We start from the raw sequence: 23850 nt of genomic DNA on the forward strand, positions 1-23850 counted from the left end.
CGCAGGATCGTTAGCGTTTTTCGTTGTGACGCCGTGCAACCTTCCAGATCTCATCTACTACGATAACTGATAGGGCAACCGGAATGATCATGAGCCAGTACATTGCCGCGATCGGCTCGAAGCCGAGAAGGTTTGAGAGAAATGGTGTGTAGAGTGCTGAAACATGAAGAATGATAACAAGCGTGAATGCCCCCAGCAGGTACTTGTTGGCAGCCATGCTCTCCTGGAAAACAGAGTCGTAGTCTGAGCGACAAGTCCAGATCTTGGTCCACTGGAAGGCAGCCATGGTCGTTACTGCTACGGTAATAGCATACGGCAGGGTTTCATGAGAAAGAGCGAACACAAACATTCCGAGTGAACCGACAACCATTGTCCCGGCCTTGATCGACATACGCTGAAGCATAAATCCTTCCACGATCCACTTGCTTGGTTTGGGAAATGAGCGTCGAAGCAAATTCTTTTCCTTTGGTTCCATGGCAAGCGCAACATCGAGGAATCCATCGGTAACGAAGTTTAACCAGATGATCTGTGCGGCGGTGATCGGAACCGGCAGACCGACTGCTAGTGCGGTGATAATAATAAAGATCTCACCAAGACTGGTCGTAAAGAGGAAAAGTGTTACTTTCTTGATGTTCTGATGGATCGCTCGGCCTTCTTCGATAGCTGCGGCGATACTTGAGATGTTGTCATCCATCAGCACTAGGTCTGATGCCTCTTTGGCAACTTCGGTCCCTTGTTTACCCATTGCTACACCGAGATTAGCAGAGACGAGTGAAAGCGCGTCATTCACTCCGTCGCCGGTCATGGCGATCGTTTCACCGCGGGCTTTAAAGGCGGCGATGATGCGCAGTTTATGATCCGGAGAGACACGGGCAAACACACTGACATTTTCGACGCGCTCAGCAAGCTCGCTATCGCTGAGGTTGTCGATCTCTACTCCTTCCATGATACCGTCACCATCCTTGTAGATCCCCGAGGCTTTCGCGATCGCTTGAGCGGTGATCTTATGGTCGCCGGTTATCATCATCATGCGCACGCCAGCGCCTTCAATGGTCGCAACCGATTCCGCAACATTTTCTCGTAGTGCATCTCGCATAGCATACAGACCTTCGAATGTGAGACCGGAAATATCATCCGGGGAGAGTGAATCTTTTTCAAGAGAATGTTTGGCAAACGCAAGCACGCGATATCCGTTTCCTGACAGTTCGTTAATCTGACCGGTTATCTTCTCTCGTGCATCTTCTGTTAGCTCGATGGCATTGTCTCCTTCGAAATGTTTGTCGCATTTCTCGAGCAGGATCTCCGGCGCACCTACAACGACCATCATTTTCTCGCCGCTGTCCATTTGGTGCAACATGGCGTGGTACTTTGTCGCAGATTCAAACGGAAGTTCGTCGAGAAGCGGGTGTTGTTGAATAAGTTCTTTGCGTGTCGAGAGGCTGGCTTTTTGAGCAAGCACAGTGAGAGCTGCTTCAGTCGGGTCGCCGCTTATAGACCAGAATTCTTTTTCTGTGTCATATGAAATATTCGCGGTTGAAGCAAGGGTTCCAACAAGTGCTGCACGATGGAGGTGCGGATCGTTCTTTGGGTCAGCGAGGGGAACACCTTCACGTGTGATATCTCCTTTAGGCTCAAACCCAAATCCATCCACTGTGTAATGTGTGCCATGGCTAAAAACTTCTTGAACAGTAAGTTCGTTCTTGGTGATGGTCCCGGTCTTATCAACCGCGACAACATCTGCTTCGCCAAGTGCTTCAACGGCCTGTAGTTGCTTGACTAGAACGTTACGCTTGCTCATCCTCCAGACACCGGTTGCTAGAACAAGAGTAATAACGATCGGTAACCCTTCGGGAACAGCGGAAACAATAACAGACACACCAAGAGTGAACATATGTTCAAACTCTTGGCCGACAATAGTACCGTAGGCGACAATACCCGACGCAAGCACAAGAACAATACCAACGATCACATGAGATAGGCGACGGATGTTCGCTTGGAGCGGTATTTCCATATCTATCTTCTCTACTTTTTGAGAGATACGACCTATTTCAGTTGCTGAGCCGGTCGAGGTAACAATGGCCACTGCGTTGCCGGCAACAATACTGGTTCCACGATAGACCATGTTGCGCCGGTCACCGAGCGGAAGATCGCTCTCGTCAATCCGGTCACTGTGTTTGCTTATCGCCTCCGATTCACCGGTGAGCGCGGACTCTTTTGCGTGTAGGTTATGACTGGAAATGATCCGTGCATCAGCCGGAACTTTTTCGCCTTCTTTTAAGATAATAATGTCACCCGGAACAAGCTCCTCGTCTTTAATGACCACCTCTTCGCCGTTTCGTTTAACGGTGGCGGAGGTTTCGGCAAATTTCTTAAGCGCAAGAAGCGTGTTTTGTGCCTTATATGACTGGATCGTTCCGACGATCGCGTTGAAGAGAAGAATAAAAACGATAATACCACCGTCAATATACTCGCCGAGAGCGAGGACGGTTCCGGCCGCGGCCATCAAAAGATAGATGAGCGGGCTTTTGAATTGGCGAATAAATATTGCCAGGAGTGTATCAGTTGCGGCTTCGGGTAGTGTATTGGCACCGTAGAGTTCACGGCGCTCTACAACTTCTTTGTCGCTCAGACCGGCCTCTTCCTTTACATCAAGATTTTCGAGAGCGTCACTTGCCTCAAGTTTATACCATGCTGCTTCTCTTGTATTTTTTCGTTCGTTCGGTTTTTTCGATGAGGTCATGTAATAAAATGGTTCTATAAAATTCATTTTTCATTATACCTGCTTCACAGCATTCCCGGGTGTGTATTATTAACATAGGTGAACAAATTAGCGTGATATACTTTTAGTGTTATGTTCGACCCCCAGTTACTTTCCCAGCTTTTTATTTTTGCGGTCCTGGTGGCCATGATGTCGGAGTTTATAAGAGGAAAGTTACGCTACGATATAGTTTCTCTACTCGCCTTGCTTGCGATCATATTTGCAGGCTTGCTGGCTCCGGAGGAAGCGTTTGTGAGTTTTGGGCATCCCGCAATTATTATTGTTGCATCGATGTTCATCATTAGTCAGGGGCTTGTGCTCTCCGGCGTGATCGATATTATCGGTCGTAAGTTCATCTCGATCGGCCATCATCCGATCATTCAACTTTTCTTGCTTATTGTCGTGGTGGCGTTTGTTTCTGCGTTCGTTAATAATATCGGGGCGCTTGCGTTGTTTTTGCCGATCGCCATTCACGTTGCAAAGGATAATGATATCTCGCCTTCGAAGTTTCTTATACCACTCGCGTTCGCTTCGCACCTTGGAGGATTTCTTACGTTGATCGGTACGCCAAGGAATATTATTGTTTCAAGTTTTCGAGCTGACGAGTCCGGTTTTGAGCACTTCGGGATGTTTGACTTTGCCCTGGTCGGATTACCGCTAGCGATCGTTGGTATCATTTTTCTCGCCTTCATTAGCTGGCGCTTGCTCCCAAATCGACGCTGCGGATCGCCGGATAAATGCGATCTTTTTGAAGTGAGGAACTATACAACTGAAATAAAAGCAACAGAGGACTCTGAGCTGATCGGTACATATATTAAGGATATACCGGAGCAGACCGGTCTAGCGTTTGCAATACGAGGTATACAGCGTGGTGAAAGCCACCTCCACCAATTTTCAGGTTTCGAAGTACTCCAAGAAGGGGACGTGCTTATTGTCTCGGCGGAGCCTGAGGTCCTCACTGAACTGATCGAGTCCGCAAAATTTGAGACACCACAGAGTAAGGCAAAAGAGGCAGGAGTTACGCCGGATGAGGAACAAGGAGATGTCGAGGCAGTGGTAACACCTCGATCGGTTCTTGTCGGCAGGTCTTGGGGAAGTATACCGCTTCGTTTGCGATACGGTGTTAATCTCTTGGCGGTGGCTCGACAAGGAGCAAGGCTTTCAGTTCCGCTCGAAGAGATCACATTCCGTCAAAGTGACATTCTTTTGTTCCAAGGACGTAAGGAGAGTATTAACGACTCCCTTTCCGCCCTTGGTTGTTATCCGCTTGCTGATAGAGGGCTTTCGTTCGGCAGAAGTCGTCATGTCATCATTTCGTTATCTATTTTTGTTGTCGCTATCGCGCTCGCAACAATGTCTCTTGTGCCCGTCCATATTGCCTTTCTTGCGGCTGCGCTGGCTATGATACTTACGAATATCATGTCTACCAGACAAGCCTATGAAAGTATCGAGTGGCCGGTTCTTATTTTACTGGGTTCAATGCTGGCATTCAGCGAAGCCTTTGAATCAAGCGGTAGCGCCGGTGTGATCAGTGACTTTTTGATAACTGCGAGTGATACAACTACTCCTCTTGTGCTCCTTGGCATCGTTTTGGTGGCAACGGTAATTGTGTCTGATTTTATTAATTCAACCACAGCAGCTGTGCTCATGGCGCCGATCGCTATTATTGTCGCGACCGGTATTGGTGCATCGATCGACCCGTTCTTGATGGCTGTTGCGATCGGGTCAGCGGCTGCATTCCTGACGCCTGTTGGTCATGAGTCAAACACACTTGTTCTTGGTCCTGGTGGGTATAAGTTTATTGATTATGTAAAAGTTGGTTTGCCGATGGATATTATTATTGTTGTTGCATCACTTATCCTCCTGCCTATCTTTTGGCCGCTTTAGAATAGTCTATTTCTGCGAAGTATCTTGAGGAGTACGGCACTTATTGCACTTACAGCCATGTGGTTTGATGTATTCATCAACATACGACTTGCCGTAGTCGTAGGTCAGCTCTTCGCCGGGCTGTATTTTACGCTTAGCGTAGACCTTGATCGTGTGTTTGATAACGTCGGTCTCGCAGTTCGGCCGACAGGAGTGATTAATGTAACGAGCAATGTTTTCTCGGCCGCTTCCGTCCATGGTCCACTTCGTATTGATCTCAAAGAGATACTTGTTTGCGCGTCTGTCAGCTTCGTCGTTCGTTATGATCTCGCCGGTGTATTCGATCACAAACTGTCCTTTCTCTATTACTTGATCAGCAAAAAGACCGAGTCCAGCCTGGGAGCGCTTAACAGAAACGCGTGCTGGTTCTTGTTTTCGATACATAGTGGAAATGCATGATACGCATTATTGCTATTCGATGCAATGTAAAAACCTTATGCTAAATGCTAAAATAGAAAAATGATATCTTCTCGTGCATTTAAATATACGATCATTGGACTGCTTGTTGTTGTGAGTGTTGCTAGTTGGTATTTCACGATCTCCATTTATCAGAATAATAAGGCGGATATTATTACTGCAGTTGCTGATATTGCTCATGAACTAGCTCTACCGTTCCATATGGCCCGAATGGCTGCGCGAGAGCCTGTTACTGAATTGCCGGTGCCGGTCTACGGGGTGGTGCTTGATCAGATCGACGACACGTGGGGTGCGGCACGTAGCGAGGGTCGGACGCACGACGGGACTGACATTTTTGCCACGCGAGGAACGCCGGTTTTCTCCGCAACTGAGGGATATGTTACTCGAACGAATATTGGTACACGTGGTGGTATTAACGTAATGGTGGCCGGTCCGGGCGGGTTGAATTATTACTACGCACATCTAGAGCGGATCGCTGACGGTATTAGACGTGGACAGGCGGTGACCACTGATACGGTGCTTGGTTTTGTTGGTAACTCCGGCAATGCAACGAATACACCGCCGCATCTTCATTTTGCTCTGTATCCCGAACGATGGGACGCGGTTAATCCGTATCCGTTACTCGTTGATCGCTGGGATTAGTGGCAGGAGGTGAGTATGGTAGGATAGAGCGTATGAATCGTATAACAGTATTTTTTATTCTTGTGTTTGTCGTGGCTAGTGCTGCCGGACTCGTGATCTGGATGAGCGCTCAGAGTGAACACGAAGATCTATTGGACCGCTCTCGCTCAGACAGTGTTGGTTCGGATAGTCTCATTCAAGCATCAGAGGATGATCGCGCAGATACAGAGCACGTTACAACTAATTCAGAACAAGCTACTATGGGAACAAAAAACGTAACGCTTACAACATCGAAGGGAGATATTTCAATGGAATTATATGGCGATGATTTTCCAAACACGGTCGGTAACTTCGTAAAACTTGCTAACGAGGAATTTTATGACGGCATTATATTTCACCGGGTTATTGAGGGATTTATGATCCAGGGAGGTGATCCGACAGGCACAGGGACCGGCGGACCCGGGTACGCCTTTGAGGACGAGCTTAAACCGGAGTCAGAAGCTGCTCAGCGCGGCTATGCCAGAGGAACAGTGGCGATGGCAAACAGTGGTCCGGATACGAACGGAAGTCAGTTCTTCATTGTGCACCAAGATGCACCGCTTCCGTATCAATACACGATCTTTGGCCGGGTTACGAGTGGCATGGATGTTGTCGATGCCATAGCAACAAGTGAGACTGATGGGGGTGACAAGCCTCTGGAAGACATAGTGATCGAAAAGGCTGTTGTTGAAGAATAAGTGGGTGATCACGTGTCACGATACATATGTTTATAAAGTACTGCCAGAGTACTGCTTGTTTTCTAATTCACTTCGTTCATAAGAAAACAATGGAGCCCAACCACTTTATAAACATACGAACCGCACCACGCTTAGAGTAGGAGGAAAAGGAAAAATGTCCGAACCCAGGGTTCGGACTTTTTTATTTTAGCAAGAGGTATTAGTTGCTCTAATCCACACGAGACATGTTCTTCGCCGTGGTAATATAAATGTATTACTACGCTAACTACTCAAATGCAATGAAAAATCGTTTTCCGGCCTCGCTTCAGTTATACTTCGGTTTGCTTTTGTTTGGGGTTGCAGGGTTCTTTCTCACGCTATTTTTGTATCCGCCTACCGGGTTTTACGGCTTCGTTCTATTCGTTGCACTTGGAGGTTTCGGGGTTGCTGCCAATATTTTTAGGACCAAGCGATCGGGTGAAGAGCTGGTCTGCCCAAGTGGTTCCGATTGTAACGTGGTGGTCAATAGTCGGTTTTCGAAGTTCTTTGGTATCCCGCTTGAGATCCTTGGGATGACCTACTTCGCCTTAATTGCGATATCGTACTCAATTCTCCTTTTTATTCCGCAGGCCATTGAAGGAAACCTACTTCTTGTTGTCGCACTAGCGACAATGGCGGCAGCACTTTTTTCGCTGTACTTGTTGTTCGTGCAAGCATTCTTGCTCGGCGCATGGTGCATTTGGTGCATTCTTTCTTCTATGTTCTCGCTGGTGATCTTTGCGATATCGTTTGTTACGCTTGAGCGCGCCGGTGTGCCGGTCTATGATTTTCTCATGAGCATAGAGGGGTTGCTTGAGTTTCTCAAATTCTTTGGTTATACCTTGGGAGTAGGGGCGTCTACAAGCGCTGTTATGCTCTTCTTTAATTTCTTGAGAGACTTGGACATAAGCGATAAGGAGCTTACAACCCTCAAAGGACTCACTGAACTTGTGTGGGCCGGATTTGGCTTTGTGCTTGTGACACTTCTGATATCCTTTATCATGCTGATCTCTGTTGAGGTAGAGCCTCTGACATCTGTTGCTGCTCCGCTGGTAACTCAGATCGTTGTGCTCCTAACACTCGGCTTTACTCTTGCTGTGTTGATGATCTTGTACGCACCGTTCCTTGTATTCATGCCGTTCGCTACTAAGAAAGATTCGTGTGCTGAGTGGTTGAACGCACTACGACTTCCGACGTTTATTGTTGGTGGCCTTGTACTTGCAAGTTGGTACTATGCGTTCACGCTTAATTTCCTCCCGGAGTATTCGCTTTCTCTGCTCCTTGGCGCATACGGTATAATACTTGCCGTTGCCGCTGCTGTTGCTTGGTTGGTGGAGCGTCGGTTTCGGGCGGTTAAGCAAGGAAATGAGTAGTTTGCGTAGATAGAGTGCTAATTCAAGGTGTCGGGGTTGACTTTTACATCTATACAAGCTATTATGTTTGCACATCAAATCTCGCGAGTATTTCTCGAGTTCCTCGTTTAGAAACAAGAGTGACTCAGCAGGAAGAAGGAGTCGAACGTACAGTGTCTATCACCAGTTCATTCGTCTCAACGCAGCACGCATAAAGCAGTGTTCAACTCCCGGGACGATGAACGGTATGTAAAAGCACCGGCCGTAGTTTATTACGGTGCATATTTATTTTATGGAAAGACAGAATCAAAGTCGGTCATATGGCCGAAGTGGCTCATATGGACGAGGAGCTGCAAGTACAGGAAACAGACGTTCACGACCGTATAACGGTGGAGGAAATAATCGATCACGCTCACGTAACGGTGGTGGTGGTTTTCGAAGTAAAGGACGCGGAGGCGGTCGAAGAGCTGGAAAGCAGCAGATCGATATCGCACGCTTTATTAACCGAGCAGAACCGGCGGCAGAAGTTAAGGCATACGAGCCACAACACAAATTTGCTGACTTTGCGCTCGATGCTCGTCTAAAGAGCAACATTGCTACGAAGGGCTATGTTGACCCAACACCGATTCAGGATCAGATCATCAAACATGTTCTTGAGGGTAAGGATGTGGTAGGGATCGCTAACACCGGAACCGGTAAGACGGCAGCATTTCTGCTTCCTCTCATTGATAAGGTATTAAATAATCCGAAAGAGCGGGTAATGGTTATTACGCCGACTCGTGAGCTTGCCCAGCAGATCGAGCAAGAACTTATTTCGTTTACGAAAGGACTACGTATTTTTGCCACATCATGTGTCGGAGGTGCGCCGATCGGACGACAGATCTCACGCTTGAAACGACACAATCACTTTGTGATCGGAACTCCCGGTCGACTGAAGGACCTGGTAGAGCGACGAGTGCTTTCTCTGAACGGCTTTAATACGCTTGTTCTGGACGAGGCTGATCGGATGCTTGATATGGGATTTATCGATGACATGAAACAGATCATGGCCGGTATGCCTAAAGAGCGTCATACGCTGTTCTTCTCGGCAACAATGTCGAAGGAGATCACGGCGCTCATCAGCACATTCTTGAAGGAACCGGTAACTGTTTCAGTAAAAACCGGTGACACCTCAAAGCAGGTGGATCAGGATGTTGTGCGAACGCGAGGTGCGGACAAACTTGATGTTCTTCACGATCTCTTGAATCAATCAGATTTCGAACGTGTACTTGTTTTTGGTGAGACCAAGCGTGGTGTTGAGAAACTCTCTGCCTTGCTTACCAAACGCGGTATTCGTGCGGAAGCTATTCACGGCAATAAAAGTCAATCTCAACGTGAGCGAGCATTGAAGAAATTTAAAGACGGACACGCCAAAGTATTGGTGGCAACTGATGTTGCTGCTCGCGGACTCGATATTAATAACGTCTCGCACGTTATCAACTACGATACTCCGCAAACCTACGATGACTACGTTCACCGTATCGGCCGAACAGGTCGCGCCGGAAAAACCGGAAAGGCACTGACGTTCATCGGATAACGTCGATAGTAGCAGGATGATACAAAAACAGACAGCACGTGCTGTCTGTTTTTGCTTTTGCGCAAATTAATCCTGGCGTACCATCGTGCTTGTAGTGTATAGTACCTATTAATTATTGGCAGATAGAGTGTGGTCTAAATATAGATATATATGAAAAAATACAAGAACGGCATAATTATAGTAGTTTTAGCAGTCGTTGCGATCGGATTTTTTGTTTGGGGCGCAGCAACAACTGATGGGTCAACATGGCGAGACACGAATGTTGCTTGCTTGCCAAACGGTCACACGAACCTTGCAGTACATATCCACCCAGCGCTTTCAATCACCGTGGATGGTGAGCCTGAATCGATTCCGGCAAATACTGGAGTAAACGCCGGATGTATGGCAGAAGTACACACACATGATACAAGCGGTCTGCTTCACGTTGAGACAGTTGAGCGTAGCCGAATCGATGAACTCACGCTTGCTGATTTCTTTGATGTCTGGGGCAAGGACCTTGAGCGGGAAGGATACACCCTCACTGCTCGCGTTGACGGTGAGGTGATCGAGGACCCTGCTGGTCTGACATTTGAGGATGAACAGCAGATCGAGCTCGAATACGCTAGCTCATCAAACGAAGATGATGCCGAAGAAGGAGAGGCGGAGGATCAGGCAACATCAACATTAGAGCTCGAGGTTGAAAGTGGGGGAAGCAGTGAGAGTATTTAATCTTTCACCATAGATCGAGTTAGAAGGATAAACGTACAAAAGACCGCAGGATATATTCCCGCGGTCTTTTGACATAACGTAAGCTTATCTGGATGAGATAGGAGAAAATGATACAATGCGCTGATAATTGAGAAATATCTATAAATCAATAATCTATATAAACTCATGAAGCGGATATTTATATTATTTATAATTCTGGTGCTCGTTGGCACTGCGGCGTGGTACTTATTTGGAACAGCCCTGACAAACAATGCAGGCTCAAGTGCAACAAGTACGGACCAGCAGCAAGACGCTAACGGTGATTCAGTCCAGAGGGAAGCAATGCAGGTTATTGCAACAGATCTTGCGGTTCCGTGGGATATTGCCTTCTTGCCCGGCGAGCGAATGCTGGTAACTGAGCGTGGTGGGAGACTTGTGGAAATGGATCTTGATGGGGAAGATCAAGCACACATCTCAGTCGATGGTGTTGTTCAGAGCGGTGAAGGCGGATTGCTTGGTATTGTTCTGCATCCTGAGTTTGAGCAAAATCAACAGATATATCTGTATATGGCCCAGGACACGGATAGAGGAGTGTTCGAGAATAAAGTTGTGCGCTATCGGTATAATAGTGGGGAGCTTTCTGAAGAGGAAGTGGTCATTGAGGGGATTGAAGGTGCGCAGTATCATGATGGCGGACGAATGGAGTTCGGCCCGGACGGTCTGCTTTATGTTACTACCGGCGATGCGGGACTGCGTGATCCGGCTCAAGATATAAATTCGCTTTCCGGTAAAACACTGCGTGTGCATCCGGACGGTTCAATACCGTCGAATAATCCATTTGAGAATGAAGTGTATTCTTACGGTCATCGAAATTCTCAAGGATTGGCCTGGGATGAGAGCGGACGCCTCTGGAGCACTGAGCACGGTCGTTCCGGTGTACAGAGTGGTATGGACGAGATCAATCTCATCGAGTCAGGCAGTAATTATGGCTGGCCGGAGATAGAGGGAGATGAGACCGCAGAGGGGATGATTGCGCCGGCAGAACATTCCGGCCCGGATATTACCTGGGCTCCGGCGAGTGCTACCTACTGGGACGGCAGTATCTTCTTTGGCGGTCTAAGAGGGGCGGCAGTGTATGAGGCGGTGCTCGATGGTGAGGAGGTAACGGAGATCCGTCAACATTTCTTTGAGGAATTTGGTCGGATTCGCACAACCAGACTTGGTCCGGACGGTTATTTCTACTTTACCACTTCAAATCGCGACGGCAGGGGCGAGTCTTCGACAGATGATGACCGCATAATACGTGTTGATCCTGAGCAAGTCTTTCGTAACTAACACAACCTGCTTGAACTTGAATAGATAGCAATACAACACCGGCGGCCATCGCTCGGTGTTGTAACTATTTCTGTAGCAGAACGTTTGTATTGTAACCAGGTGCATGGGTTTTTGCGCTCCCGCCCAACTGTGCAAATGCGCTAAAAATTTCGGTAGATAGTGAAACCCATGAATTCACTATCTGATCACTAAGCTTTGTGGTAGCAGAGAAGCGTCGGCTTTGAATGAATACGTGTTGTATGCCAGCGTATTTATAACCATCCGCTAATGCTGTCTGCCTTTATATGAAGACGCAGTGACAGCTGGTTATCTTACAGAGATCGTAACAATAAAATAGAAATAAAAACCGCACAGGGTTAAACCGTGCGGCAAGATACTCTCCGGTCTGGAAAGATCTGTTTATAAACGAATGATCGATGATCGAGAGACAACCCCGTAAGACAGGTCGACGATAAGCTCAAGTCCCTCGCAGGCTCCGAATTTATGGTCCGTGATCCTGTCGGAGCCAAGTTCCCAGCAGCACCCGCTCCAGGCGATCATTGCCGCCATAAGGATATTATGACCGACAATAAATATGTTGCGTCTCTTGTTTTTTTGAACAGTTTGGAGAAGCCTACTCCAGGCGCTTGTGGCAAGATCCTTGAGTATTTCGCATTCCTTCTCGTGACCACGAAAACTGTAGGAGTCAAGCGCACTGCTCATGACGCTGTTCATGAAGATCTGCATGCTGTCTCGAATGTACGTATCCGATGCATCCTTGCCTTGAGGGTAGAAAAGCTCAGGCATTTCTACTCTCCTGATACTGCATTCTTCCATTACCTCCATGATCGTTTTGATTCCTATTGTGGCTTGCGATGTCACGATGAGATCGAAAACCTTTGCGCCGTTGTGATTTTGAAAGTATTTCCTCAGCTGCTTGGCGCGGTTCGCTCCTTTTTGAGTGAGTTGCTGTGGCAGGTCCTTGATCTCTGTTGGGTAGGGTAGTTTGACCTCTTCTGCCGGTAGCACCAAGGTAAAACGTGCCTCATTAGGTCCAAGTGAGCTCATCGGGTGTCCTCCTGATCCGATCTAAAAAGGTACAACAGACTATACTTTACGGTATAAGGGCGATTCGTCAAATGCTTTTGACGATAGTGTTCTTTTGGTCAGCTGTAGTCGATACGGTATACTACGTGCATATTTATGAATCAAGATACAGCTCTCGACATCCTCAAGATCGGTGCCAATGTATTTCTCACCGGAGAGCCCGGTTCAGGCAAAACGCACACTATAAATCGCTATATTGAGTACCTGGAGCGACACAGCGTAGACCCTGCAGTGACCGCGTCAACCGGTATTGCGGCAACTCACGTGGGAGGTTACACCATCCACTCCTGGAGCGGGATCGGTGCGCGAACCGAGCTTGATGAGTGGGCACTCGAAGAGCTTACGCAAAAAGAGGCTGTGGTCAAACGAGTGAACAAGACCGATGTGTTGATCGTTGAGGAGGTCTCGATGCTCGACGCACGGTTTATCGATACGCTCGACGAGGTCCTCCGGGCGCTGCGTCAAAGCGAAGAGCCGTTTGGCGGAATGCAGGTCGTGTTCGTCGGTGACTTCTTCCAGTTGCCACCGGTCTCACGTGAGCGGCAGATGCAGTTCGCGTTTCGCTCAAATGCCTGGCGCCAGGCAAAACCTGTCGTGTGTTATTTGAGCGAGCAACACCGACAGGAAGATGAGGCATTTCTTTCTCTGCTCACGGCGCTTCGTCGTCGCGATGTGCGAGACGAGCACGTGGATGCACTTCGGGAACGCAAGATGGATCCGGGTGACCAACTCGATGAACCGGCAACGCAGCTGTACAGTCACAACGCGGACGTCGATCGTATCAACGACGAAGAGCTGGGCAAGCTCTCTACAAAGCTCTGTACGTATGAGATGCATTCTGAAGGCACGAAGTCTGTTGTTGAACAGCTTAAACGAGGCTGCCTTTCTCCGGAGACGCTGACATTAAAGATCGGCGCGGTGGTCATGTTCACCAAGAATAATTTTGAAGAGCGGTATGTGAACGGCACAGTCGGCGAAGTGGTGGATTTTGACAGTTCTGACAATCCGATCGTCGAGACCACTACCGGCGAGCGTATCACGGTCGGTCCGATGGATTGGGCAGTCGAGCACAACGGCAAGATCCGGGCCAAGATTAATCAGCTTCCGTTACGTCTTGCCTGGGCGATAACAGTTCACAAGAGTCAGGGAATGAGTATGGACTCGGCGATCGTTGATCTCTCGAAAGCGTTTGAGTATGGGCAGGGGTATGTGGCGCTCTCACGTGTGCGCACACTTAAAGGTCTTCACTTGATAGGCTTTAACGAGCGTGCGCTTCAGGTGCATCCGGATGTAGCTGATCAGGATCAGGAATTTCACAGCCGATCAAAGGCGGCTGAGAAGAGATTTGCTGAATTAGATGCTGCAAAGCTTCAAAAAATGCATGACAACTTTTTAACCGCGATCGACGGGACGCTCGGCGAGATAAGCGATGAGGAATTTCATGGGTCAAAGGAAGAAAAGCGAGCCCGCAGCAGTTCCGGCGAGACGTATGAGAAGACCTTGAACTACCTGAATGAAGGCTGGAAGATCAGTGATATCGCTAAAGAGCGCAGACTAGCGGCATCGACCGTATTTTCACACCTCGAGAAGTTGGTTAATAACGGTCGGCTTGATCCAAATTCGCTCAAATACCTCTGGGAAGAAACGCAACGCTCGTTCGATGAGTTGGATGATATTCACGGTGCGTTCAACGAACTCGATACCATAAAACTCACACCTGTGATGAAGCATTTTGATAATGAGTATACGTTTGATGAGTTAAAGTTGGCGAGAATACTGAAATTGGACTGAGTGTGCTTGCTGTTTCTTTATTACTGTATATACTCTGGAAACAATATAGCAAGAAGGATGAGGTGGCCTACGTGAAAGAGGGCGCAGCTCCACTGAAAGAGTGGAGTATTCTTTGGGTCATATACAGCAGATACATCAATATTATAAATAGAAAAGATAAGCAGGTAGCATGCAGCAGCACAGAAACGTAGTTAAAGTTGATCAGAAGCCAGCGTTCTCATTTAGTGATCGGGTGGTGAAGCTCCTTAAAAAATATGATCCGGAGAATGTGCACGGGGCACGACGACTTACCTTTGGAGGCGTCAGTGAAGGAAGGGATGTTTACAACATCACCGCACCGTTTGTATGGAACGGCAAGAAATATTTACTTGGACGAGTAGAAAGCCGTGACTCGGAGGTGGATACCGAGACGGTGCTTTTTGCAAATGAAGCAACTACAGGGGAATGGATTCGTGAGGAGGCGTTTGCATCACTTTCTCTGCAGGATCCTTTCATCGCCCAGATTCACGGCCAAGTCGTTATTGGCGGAGTGGAGGTGGCTTTCCGAGAGAAGACCCAGCGACTTACTTACCGGACGGTATTTTACCGAGGAGATAACCCGTTTTCTGTAACTCGCTTTGCGCGTGGACCGTGGAAGATGAAGGGTGTGCGCCCGGTTGAGCTAACTGATGGAAGGATCGGTGTCTTTACACGACCGCAAGGAAGAATAGGTCGACGTGGCCGGATCGGCTTTACGATCATCGGATCACTAAATGAGCTGACTCCTCGACGACTCCTTGCTGCACCTCTACTCTCAAAGCAGTTTGCTCGCGGCGAGTGGGGCGGGGTGAATGAGGCCACGTGCATGAGCGATGGCAGAATACAAGTACTCGGTCATGTCGCCAGGTTCTCCCAAAGCGGTCTGCGACATTACTACCCGATCGCGTTTCTGTTTGACCCGTACTCAAGAGGAGTAAGTGATTTTAATATTATTGGATGTCGGAGTGACCTGCCGGCAGGGGAAACAAAGCGCGAGGATCTACATGATGTAGTGTATCCGGGCGGTATTGTTCGAGACGGGGAAGGGTCCGCGCGCCTGTATGTTGGAGTGAGTGACGCTGAGGCGGTAGAGGTGGTGATGAACGATCCGTTCACCGGATTAGAATCTCTCGTATTGAATCCAGCGTAACACTCACATCACTGATCAAGCCAAAATACTCTGGAAGCACTTCCACACACATTTTCTCTGGACCCGGATAGAACCATATATTTGAAAGGGAAGTTTAGATTAAGAGTGATTAGGGTGTGATTACATAAATATAATAAAAAAGAACTCCCGCAGGAGTTCTTTTGTGTAATGAATTGAGGAACGCGTGTGTCAAACGAGCCGCTTAGCCTCGTTTGGATCGGAAAGATCGTTTGCAATAACAATCGGATCACTTTCGCCCGATTGCATTCGGTGCAACAGTTCTTCTGTTGGCGAAAGGACGCGGTCTACAACACCTGGAGGAATCCAGAATCCAGCACGATCTATTCCGGAATCACCACAGTCCCAACGAAGACAGCCCACGAGCTGCACGGGGTCTTGGTTGTAGACCACTGCATATTCGGGTATCTCAAAGCTTTTCGTTGGCGTGTAGAGCGTAATCGGCTCAGCAGGGAAGATTGATTTGCCGCACCAGGCGCACTTGATGCAGGCGGCGGCGAGACATTTGGCACAGTACTGCTCATGCGGTGGCTGGGTGACGTATACCCATTTACCTGTATCGGGGTCGTGAAATCGTTCCACCCGACGGCACGCTTCTTTACATTTTTTGCAAAAACATCGCTTCCCGATCATCTTTAATGTCCAGTAGGATCTCCAAAACTTGAAATGCATCTCGAACCCTTTCGTTGGAGTGTTCAGTTTTGACCGGCACAACTATACCACGAGATTTTATTAACACAAGTTACCTAACATGTAACGTGTTGACCATATACCCCTAGGGGGTATATACTGGAAACATGAAACAAGATATTAAAAAACAGCTTCTGAACCGACTTGCTCGGCTTGAGGGGCAGGTGCGCGGTCTGAAGAATATGGTTGAGAATGAAGAGTACTGTGTGGATATTATTACCCAGTCGCACGCGGTGCGGAGCTCTCTCGGCTCTTTTGAGTCGTTGATGTTGAAGAATCATTTAGAGACGCATGTTCTTGAACAAATAAAGACTGGTGAGGACAAGAAGGCGTGCGAAGAGATCATAAAGATCTATAATCTGTCTAATAAAAAATAGTATGAGCCACGACTGCTGTCAGGGCAATAAACACAGTGAAGCACCAAAGAAAGTCGCCGGTGATAGCGGGGAGATGGTTTACACCTGCCCGATGCATCCGGAGATCGAAAAAAGTGCGCCGGGAATGTGTCCGGAGTGCGGGATGAGCTTGGTCGCAAAGACGAAAAAGGCAACGAAGCAAGTAACAAAAAAGTCCCTGGGCAAAGGAGTACACGGCAAGCATGCCGGTCACTCGACCAATGTTTTTTTGAAAAAGTTCTGGATCGCGCTTACGTTGACCGTCCCCCTGGTCCTCTACTCCGATCTCGTTGAGCTTTTTGTTGGACTTGAGATGCCGCGGTTTTTCGGTTATGAGTATGTGATACTTCTTTTGGGTACGGCGGTCTTCTTCTATGGGGGCTGGGTTTTTCTTGCCGGATCGTACCGCGAGATCCGTGGGCATATGCCCGGGATGATGACCTTGATCGCATTGGCTATAGTGGCAGCGTACACCTGGAGTGTGTATGCAACCTTCACGGCGGATATGACGCTTTTCTGGGAGCTGGGAACTCTTATTACTATAATGCTTTTGGGGCATTGGCTGGAGATGCGCTCGGTTAAAAAAGCGCGCGGGGCATTGAAGGAGCTCTCGGCACTATTGCCTGACACGGTGGAGGTAGAGCGTAATGGGAAGATCGAAACGATCTCTGTCGCTGAGCTTAAAAGTGGGGATGTAGTGCATTTGAAACCCGGCGGAAGAGTGCCGACTGACGGTGAAGTGGTAGAAGGTGTATCTGAGATAGACGAGTCGATCGCTACCGGCGAGTCAAAACCGGTTGCTAAAAAAGAAGGTGATGAGGTTATCGCCGGTACGATAAATGCCGATGGCTTTCTGAAGATCAAGGTAACCAATGTTGGAGAGGAGACGTTTCTGGCGAACGTCATGCGGCTGGTTGCCGAAGCTGAGTCTTCAAAGTCGCGTCTGCAGCTCCTCTCTGACAAAGCAGCGTTTGTACTGACACTCGTCGCTGTTTCTGTCGGTGCGATAACGTTCGTGGCCTGGCTTTCGCTCGGAGGTGAGGTCTCTTTTGCGGTCGCTCGCTTGGTTGCCGTGCTGGTCATTGCCTGTCCGCATGCTCTGGGATTGGCAGTACCGCTGGTTGCCTCTATCTCAACTGGAATGGCGGCCGAGAACGGCTTTGTGGTCAAGAGTCGTCTGGCGTTGGAGTCGGCTCGATCGGTGGATACGGTCCTGTTCGATAAGACCGGCACGCTTACACACGGTGAGTTTTGGCTCGATGAGGTGTTTCCGGCGAACGGGTTCGATACTGCCGATGTTCTAAAGTTTGCCGGTTCAGTCAACAAAGGCTCGGAGCACGCTATTGCCAAAGCAGTGGTGGAAGGTGTGCGCGAGCAAGGTGTCGAGATTGTGGCCGTTACCGGTTTTGAGCGGGTGCCAGGTAAAGGGGCAAAGGGTACGGTTGATGGTGCAAAGGTGTTGATCGGAAGCGAGGCTCTTTTGGATGAGGCGGGGTTCGAGATACCTGAGGATATTACAAGCAGTATTGATGAGGAGGCCAAGAAGGGGAAGACGGTTGTGCACGCTGTAGTTAATGGCAAATACGCTGGTGCGCTGTCTCTCTCGGACAAGGTGCGTACTGAGTCAAAGGAGGCAGTTGAAATGCTTCATAAGGAAGGTATTCGGGTGGCTATGGTTACCGGAGATTCAGAGGAGACGGCGGCGTGGGTTTCCAGCAAGCTTGGTATAGATGAGTACTTTGCGCGGGTTCTGCCGGAGGAGAAGATAGAAAAGGTTCGCGCGCTCCAGGCGCGCGGAGAACGGGTGGCGATGGTCGGCGATGGGGTCAACGACGCGCCGGCGTTAGCGCAGGCAGATCTTGGTATTGCTATCGGTGCTGGAACCAATGTGGCCATTGAGTCGGCCGGTATTGTCTTGGTGAGGAATGATCTGCGCGATATCGGCAAAATAATTCGCCTGTCGCGTCTAACCTGGAGAAAGATGATTCAGAACCTGTTCTGGGCGACCGGGTATAACATTGTGGCACTACCATTGGCGGCGGGCGCTCTGGTTACCTTCGGAGTGCCGGCTATTGATCCGGCGGTTGGGGCGATCTTTATGTCAGCCAGTACGGTGATCGTTGCGTTCAACGCAGTGTTGATGAGACGGGTGAAATTATAATTAGATATAAAATATGCATAAATATAAAAAAAGTATTGGTGCGCTCGCAGGCATTCTAATGTTTGCTCCCCTGGGCGTTATGGCTCACGGAGGTCCGACGGTTCCTCACGACAGTTCAGCATCTGCGATAATGATGATGCATATGGAAGAAGAGGCTTTAGGTTCTGATCGGCACGAGGAGATGGAGGTGTTAATGGAAAAGCTTTTTGCCGGTGAGCTTAGTGAAGAAGAGTCAGTGCAACTTGAAAAGCTCTCTCGTGATCACTCCGGAGCGTTCAGCATGATGGCAAACCGAATGCATCACCATGATGGACAGCAAGCAATGATCCCCGGAAGCTCGATGTTCTCGAGTGCTACCGGGTGGGCCGGAGTACTGATGGCTCTGGCGTGGCTGGTGTGGATCGGTGTTGGCGTAGCACTTCTGGCTTTGCTTCTTAAAAAAATAATCAAGTAACAAATGAAAACATCTGCCTCAATCATCGCGGTTGGTATTGGATTAGTAGTTGTGGCTTCCGTAGGCTATGCATTGCTTAGTACGCCTGTTGAAAGCTCCACGCTGCCCCGGGTCACGGTCCATAAAACTCCTCAGTGTGGTTGTTGCGAAGTATATATCTCGTATCTGAGACAGTACGGCATAGAGGTGGTGGTTAAGGATCACGAAGACCTCACTCCTCTTAAAAATTCTTTATCTATTCCATCTGAGATGTGGAGTTGCCACACCACCATGATCGGTGAATTTATTGCTGAAGGTCATCTGCCGATCGAAGCGCTTGAGAAAGGATATGAAGAGCGAAGTGAAATAGCCGGTATTGCCTTGCCGGGTATGCCAAGCGGGTCACCAGGTATGCCGGGACCGAAAGAAGACTTCAAGATCAATTCTTTGAGTGAATCGAACGATGAAGGAGTCCGCAACTATCAGCTGTGGTTAACATTGTAACTGTACAAAGGTATGAAGATAAAAAGAAAATATGTAGCAGGATCTGGCACTGTTGCGATTGCGTTGCTCGCTCCTCGGTTTGCGTTGGCTCACTGTCCGCTATGTACGGCAGGTGCCGGAGTGTTAGCGGTCGGTGCGTCGTATGTCGGGTTATCTACTGCCGTAGTAGGTGTGTTGATAGGCGCGTTCGCACTCGCGCTTGGGTACTGGTTGGCCGGGATGATCAAGAATCAGTACGTGTCGTATCAGTACGGGGTAATTGTCACGCTGACATTTCTTTTAACGGTCATCCCTATAATGCCGCTTATTCGGGAGTATCGCCCGGTGTACCTCCCGTTCATTGGTGAGTACGGTACAACTTATACTCTGAATATATTTTTGGTTGGATCGATCCTAGGGGCGCTGATCGTGGCGAGCGCGCCGTACGTAAGTAAGGGTGTTACACAGATGCGAGAAGGAGCGAGGGCACCGTATCAAGGTGTTACGGTCACGATCGCTCTGCTTGTGCTCGTCTCGGTAGTAATCCAGTTCATTGTGTAGCAGGCACTATGTTTGAACTATTTATAAGTATTATCGCTTTGTTTCTCGGTGGCTTGGCGGCTAAGAGTCTTTTTCCGGGACTGTGTGCCTTGTGCTTTGCAACCGCCGGAACATGGCTTCTTGGTTTGAGCGTGTTCGTGTTTAGTCTCGAGGCATCGTTGGGGATACAAGAGATCGATCCGGTCATGTTGGCGGTGCTTATGGGCGGCAGCGCGGTGGGCTTGCTTTATTACCTTTCTGCACGACTGCCGGAGCAATACGGATTTTTCAAGCTCCCGTTCCTGCTGACACTTTTCTGGTTGGTCTATCTCATGCTTGCACATGAGCATATGTTCGGCGCTGCTATCCTGGTTGCGGGTGTGTGGGCTGTGTTCATCGGTATGTTTTCACTAAAGGATACCCATACTAGGCAATGGGTTACGAAGATCATTGCCTGTTGTCGGGATTGGTAGCGCAATACACAGGTACATTTTAATAAGGTGGTGATAGAATTAAACTAAAGTAACAATAACGATTTATGGCCTACGCAATATATAAAAATAATCCGTTCGCTGAGTTTTTATTTGCTAATACAAAGATGGCCGGCTTCTGGCTCGTGGTTCGCCTATATCTGGGCTGGCAGTGGACTGCTGCCGGGTGGGGGAAGGTGACCAGTGAGAGCTGGACCGGAGCGGAAGCCGGAAGCTCGGTCGCCGGTTTTGTAAGCGGCGCACTTGAAAAAACATCGGGGTCTCATCCCGACGTAGCCGGCTGGTATGCCTGGTTTCTTGAGAACGTTGTACTACCCAATGCCGAGGTGTGGGGATACATGATCGCCTACGGTGAACTTCTGGTGGGCATTGCCCTGATCATCGGTCTTCTGACCGGTATTGCTGCATTCTTTGGACTGTTCATGAACCTCAATTTCATGCTTGCCGGTACGGTTAGCAGTAATCCGGTATTATTCACACTGGCGATCGGCCTGGTTTTGGCTTGGAAGGTGGCCGGGCATTGGGGTGTTGATCGATGGCTTTTACCTAAATTAGGCACGCCGTGGCAGCCGGGAGATGTATTTAAACGTTCATAATTTCACTACACAGTGTATTCTCCGAAGTTGCAATTTTCTGTCTTGAGGTGACATAAGGATAGTCAGCCTAATTTGACATATTGAAAAAACATTAGGTGCTTTAGTAGGTAATCGGCACGCCACCCAATTCTTGTTTTTGGAGTGATCTCAAAAAGGGCCTTCATATATCGCTGTACTGATCATGTCTTGTGTGGTCATATTCCTGTCATTACTGGACCACATATACAACTTTGAATTAGTACGATCAAAATAATTGACATATATGTCCAGCTGATAGAATTGCTTATCGCCCATTACGTATTAAAACTCTAAAACGTGGGCATAAAAATGGATCTATATAAGATATCTCAGAAGATTGCATGGGTTAGGACGGTAGCTATTATCAGTCTTCTAGCAATTTCTGGAACTCTTGTGCTTCCAGCTCACTCGATGCTAGCAGTAGACAACGCTTCAGAAAGTATTCACGTACAGTGGCCTACACAGGGCCGTTCTGATACGCTCGAGCATACATTTCTGGCGGAAGTTGAAGACATGAATACGGACAGCTACGAGCTGTACTGGTCTGTCGATGGCGGTGATCGTGTCGCTATGAGCGATCGGGATGGATTTGAACAGACTTGGATCAATTTCAGTAGCTGGTACTGGAATGAGGACGGACCGTATGAACTACGTTTTATTGCCGTGGATGACGATGGCGATGAAATAGCTCGTACCGGACTGTCTCTCTATCGTGTTGAAGTTAATGGAAACAAAAGCAACATGGTGACCGATAGTGAGGTTAGTAGTACTAAACGAGAACCGATCGAGGTTGCTGATAGTGATGAGGTTGTAGACAGGGAAGAGGAGGAAAGTGTAGACGATGAGAATAAGACAGAGAAAAGGGCCGAGTCAACGGACGATGAGGAAGTGAGTGAGGAAAGTGAGTTATCTGAAAATACAGATGTGAATGCTGGTGAGGATTCAGGTAGCGAATCTTCTGATGAGGAGTCAGAAGAGCTAACCAGTGAAGAGGCGAGTGCTAACAGCGAAGAGAATAATGATGAAGAGAATGAATCACTCAGTGATCTAGAAGAGGAAAGCAATGACAACGAGTCCTCAAGTGACGACTCTGCTGACAAAAAATCAGAAGAGTTAGATGAAGAGAGTGAAAATGATTCTGACATTTCTGAGTGGTTTACTATTACCGGTAACGTAGAAGATAGTGGTGTAGGTGATACTACCGAGGTTTCGTTTACTGTTGTGAACACCGGAGGCCCTGCAGAGGATACTATAGTTGACCTTGAGATCTTTAACGAAGAAGGCTCTCAGGTATACCAAGACTATAAGATCGATCAGTCATTTGAAAATGATCAGGATCGAGACTATCAGTTCACATGGAAGCCTGATACCGCCGGCACATACAGTGCCTCAGTCGGTATCTTCAAGCCGTCATGGTCATCTATCTATAGCTGGCATGATGACATTGCCTCGTTCGAGATAGTTGATAACGGGTCATCGTCATCTGAAGAAAATGATGACGGTTCTGAATCAGTGGAGTCTAATGACTCAGATCCACAGGATCAGGACGACTTGTTGAACGGCGATAGTAGCGAAATCTCGATGAGCGAAAGTGACTTCTATAATGAAGAAGGTCCTGCGGACCGACAGTACGATGAGTGGAAGGACGATCGACCGGAAGATGCTGAGTTGATCAAAAAAATCGTTGATCAGCCGATAGCCAAGTGGTTCGGTGGCTGGAACAACGATATTAAAAGCGACGTAGACGCGTATGTCTCAAAGGCACACAAGCAAGGAAAGACGCCGGTAATGGTGGCATACAATATTCCTGATCGCGACTGTGGCTCGCACTCAGCCGGTGGATTAAGTAGCCTTTCTGAGTATGAGCAATGGATAAATGATTTTGCTGACGGTATTGATGGCCGTGATTCGATCGTTATCCTTGAGCCCGATGCTGCTGCGTTGACCAACTGTCTGGATGATAACGAACGTGAAGCACGCCTGATCGTTCTTGGTGAGGCGGCAGCAGTTCTTCGTGACCACGGAGCTAAGGCGTACATCGATGCAAGTCATGCAAACTGGCTTAGCGCTAATGATATGGCCGATCGACTGAAGAGTGCCGGTATTGAAAAAGCAAGTGGGTTTGCATTGAATACCTCGAACTTTGTCTCTACCGAAAAGAATCTTCAGTACGGACGAGATATCTCAAAGCAGACAAACGGTGCGCATTTTGTCATTGACACGTCCCGAAACGGAAATGGTGCAGCGAGTGACAATGAGTGGTGTAATCCGGAAGGTCGCGCATTAGGTCAGAAACCGACCTTTGTCGACAACGACCCGCTCCTGGACGCATTTATTTGGACGAAGGTTCCGGGTGAGTCGGATGGTAAATGCAACGGAGGACCTGCTGCAGGTGTGTGGTGGCCAGAGTACGCACTCGGTCTTGCGGAGCGAGCTGATTGGTAAGAACTTCCTTGGGCAGATACTGCCAGTAAGTGGAGCTTGCTCCAACTGGGTTAGAAGGAAGTATTGACGCAAAAAACACTTCACCGATCTGGTGAAGTGTTTTCGTGT

At 48.4% G+C, this 23850-nt stretch carries 21 protein-coding genes; 17 read left to right on the forward strand and 4 right to left on the reverse strand.

Going from position 1 to position 23850, the window contains the following annotated elements; translation table 11 throughout:
- Positions 1-10: 10 nt before the first annotated feature.
- Positions 11-2767 carry an HAD-IC family P-type ATPase gene (locus WD312_02415; protein MEX2563940.1) on the reverse strand — a complete coding sequence of 919 codons (2757 nt, stop codon included), beginning with the start codon at positions 2765-2767 and terminating at the stop codon, positions 11-13.
- Positions 2768-2851: 84 nt separating this feature from the next.
- Between WD312_02415 and WD312_02420 the strand changes: the two genes are divergently transcribed.
- On the forward strand, positions 2852-4645 hold the full coding sequence (locus tag WD312_02420) for an SLC13 family permease (GenBank protein ID MEX2563941.1): 1794 nt from the start codon (positions 2852-2854) through the stop codon (positions 4643-4645).
- A 6-nt stretch (positions 4646-4651) separates the two neighbouring features.
- On the opposite strand, the gene WD312_02425 is transcribed toward WD312_02420, so the two are convergent.
- Positions 4652-5068: an SET domain-containing protein-lysine N-methyltransferase gene (locus tag WD312_02425; protein MEX2563942.1), complete on the reverse strand. Its 417-nt coding sequence runs from the start codon at positions 5066-5068 to the stop codon at positions 4652-4654.
- A gap of 75 nt (positions 5069-5143) precedes the next feature.
- Between WD312_02425 and WD312_02430 the strand changes: the two genes are divergently transcribed.
- The 6 genes from WD312_02430 to WD312_02455 all read left to right on the forward strand — a co-directional run bounded on the left by WD312_02430 (position 5144) and on the right by WD312_02455 (position 11427).
- Positions 5144-5743, forward strand: a complete 600-nt coding sequence (locus WD312_02430; GenBank protein MEX2563943.1) for a M23 family metallopeptidase — start codon at positions 5144-5146, stop codon at positions 5741-5743.
- 32 nt (positions 5744-5775) lie between these two features.
- Positions 5776-6459, forward strand: coding sequence for a peptidylprolyl isomerase (locus WD312_02435; protein ID MEX2563944.1), 684 nt, complete (start codon positions 5776-5778; stop codon positions 6457-6459).
- 278 nt (positions 6460-6737) lie between these two features.
- Positions 6738-7850 carry a vitamin K epoxide reductase family protein gene (locus tag WD312_02440; GenBank protein MEX2563945.1) on the forward strand — a complete coding sequence of 371 codons (1113 nt, stop codon included), beginning with the start codon at positions 6738-6740 and terminating at the stop codon, positions 7848-7850.
- A 271-nt stretch (positions 7851-8121) separates the two neighbouring features.
- A complete protein-coding gene (locus tag WD312_02445; protein MEX2563946.1) occupies positions 8122-9405 on the forward strand; it encodes a DEAD/DEAH box helicase in 1284 nt (427 codons plus the stop codon).
- A gap of 150 nt (positions 9406-9555) precedes the next feature.
- Positions 9556-10113, forward strand: coding sequence for a hypothetical protein (locus WD312_02450; GenBank protein ID MEX2563947.1), 558 nt, complete (start codon positions 9556-9558; stop codon positions 10111-10113).
- 165 nt (positions 10114-10278) lie between these two features.
- Positions 10279-11427 carry a PQQ-dependent sugar dehydrogenase gene (locus WD312_02455; GenBank protein MEX2563948.1) on the forward strand — a complete coding sequence of 383 codons (1149 nt, stop codon included), beginning with the start codon at positions 10279-10281 and terminating at the stop codon, positions 11425-11427.
- A 399-nt stretch (positions 11428-11826) separates the two neighbouring features.
- On the opposite strand, the gene WD312_02460 is transcribed toward WD312_02455, so the two are convergent.
- Positions 11827-12474, reverse strand: coding sequence for a hypothetical protein (locus tag WD312_02460; protein ID MEX2563949.1), 648 nt, complete (start codon positions 12472-12474; stop codon positions 11827-11829).
- A gap of 135 nt (positions 12475-12609) precedes the next feature.
- Here WD312_02460 and WD312_02465 point away from each other — a divergent pair, with 135 nt between their 5' ends.
- Together WD312_02465 and WD312_02470 are read left to right on the forward strand one after the other, a co-directional pair.
- Entirely contained in the window at positions 12610-14304 is a 1695-nt protein-coding gene (locus WD312_02465) for a helix-turn-helix domain-containing protein (protein ID MEX2563950.1), read from the forward strand.
- Between the two features lie 169 nt (positions 14305-14473).
- Positions 14474-15472: a DUF1861 family protein gene (locus WD312_02470; protein ID MEX2563951.1), complete on the forward strand. Its 999-nt coding sequence runs from the start codon at positions 14474-14476 to the stop codon at positions 15470-15472.
- A 189-nt stretch (positions 15473-15661) separates the two neighbouring features.
- On the opposite strand, the gene WD312_02475 is transcribed toward WD312_02470, so the two are convergent.
- On the reverse strand, positions 15662-16162 hold the full coding sequence (locus tag WD312_02475; GenBank protein MEX2563952.1) for a hypothetical protein: 501 nt from the start codon (positions 16160-16162) through the stop codon (positions 15662-15664).
- Positions 16163-16287: 125 nt separating this feature from the next.
- Between WD312_02475 and WD312_02480 the strand changes: the two genes are divergently transcribed.
- The 8 genes from WD312_02480 to WD312_02515 all read left to right on the forward strand — a co-directional run bounded on the left by WD312_02480 (position 16288) and on the right by WD312_02515 (position 23742).
- Positions 16288-16557 (forward strand): metal-sensitive transcriptional regulator, encoded by a 270-nt coding sequence (locus tag WD312_02480; protein ID MEX2563953.1) that lies wholly within the window; start codon positions 16288-16290, stop codon positions 16555-16557.
- A gap of 1 nt (position 16558) precedes the next feature.
- Complete coding sequence (locus WD312_02485; GenBank protein MEX2563954.1) at positions 16559-18736, forward strand: heavy metal translocating P-type ATPase; 2178 nt, start codon at positions 16559-16561, stop codon at positions 18734-18736.
- Positions 18737-18749: 13 nt separating this feature from the next.
- The gene (locus tag WD312_02490; protein MEX2563955.1) at positions 18750-19190 is read left to right on the forward strand and encodes a hypothetical protein; all 441 of its coding nucleotides are present in this window, start codon (positions 18750-18752) and stop codon (positions 19188-19190) included.
- 3 nt (positions 19191-19193) lie between these two features.
- Positions 19194-19673 carry a DUF411 domain-containing protein gene (locus tag WD312_02495; protein MEX2563956.1) on the forward strand — a complete coding sequence of 160 codons (480 nt, stop codon included), beginning with the start codon at positions 19194-19196 and terminating at the stop codon, positions 19671-19673.
- A 12-nt stretch (positions 19674-19685) separates the two neighbouring features.
- Positions 19686-20213 carry a hypothetical protein gene (locus tag WD312_02500; GenBank protein ID MEX2563957.1) on the forward strand — a complete coding sequence of 176 codons (528 nt, stop codon included), beginning with the start codon at positions 19686-19688 and terminating at the stop codon, positions 20211-20213.
- An 8-nt stretch (positions 20214-20221) separates the two neighbouring features.
- Entirely contained in the window at positions 20222-20665 is a 444-nt protein-coding gene (locus WD312_02505) for a hypothetical protein (GenBank protein ID MEX2563958.1), read from the forward strand.
- Between the two features lie 65 nt (positions 20666-20730).
- Positions 20731-21279 carry a DoxX family membrane protein gene (locus tag WD312_02510; protein MEX2563959.1) on the forward strand — a complete coding sequence of 183 codons (549 nt, stop codon included), beginning with the start codon at positions 20731-20733 and terminating at the stop codon, positions 21277-21279.
- 327 nt (positions 21280-21606) lie between these two features.
- Positions 21607-23742 carry a glycoside hydrolase family 6 protein gene (locus WD312_02515; protein MEX2563960.1) on the forward strand — a complete coding sequence of 712 codons (2136 nt, stop codon included), beginning with the start codon at positions 21607-21609 and terminating at the stop codon, positions 23740-23742.
- Positions 23743-23850: the final 108 nt, after the last annotated feature.

The organism is Candidatus Paceibacterota bacterium (assembly GCA_040905715.1).
Taxonomy (GTDB): domain Bacteria; phylum Patescibacteriota; class Minisyncoccia; order Phycocordibacterales; family CSBR16-193; genus JBBDHZ01.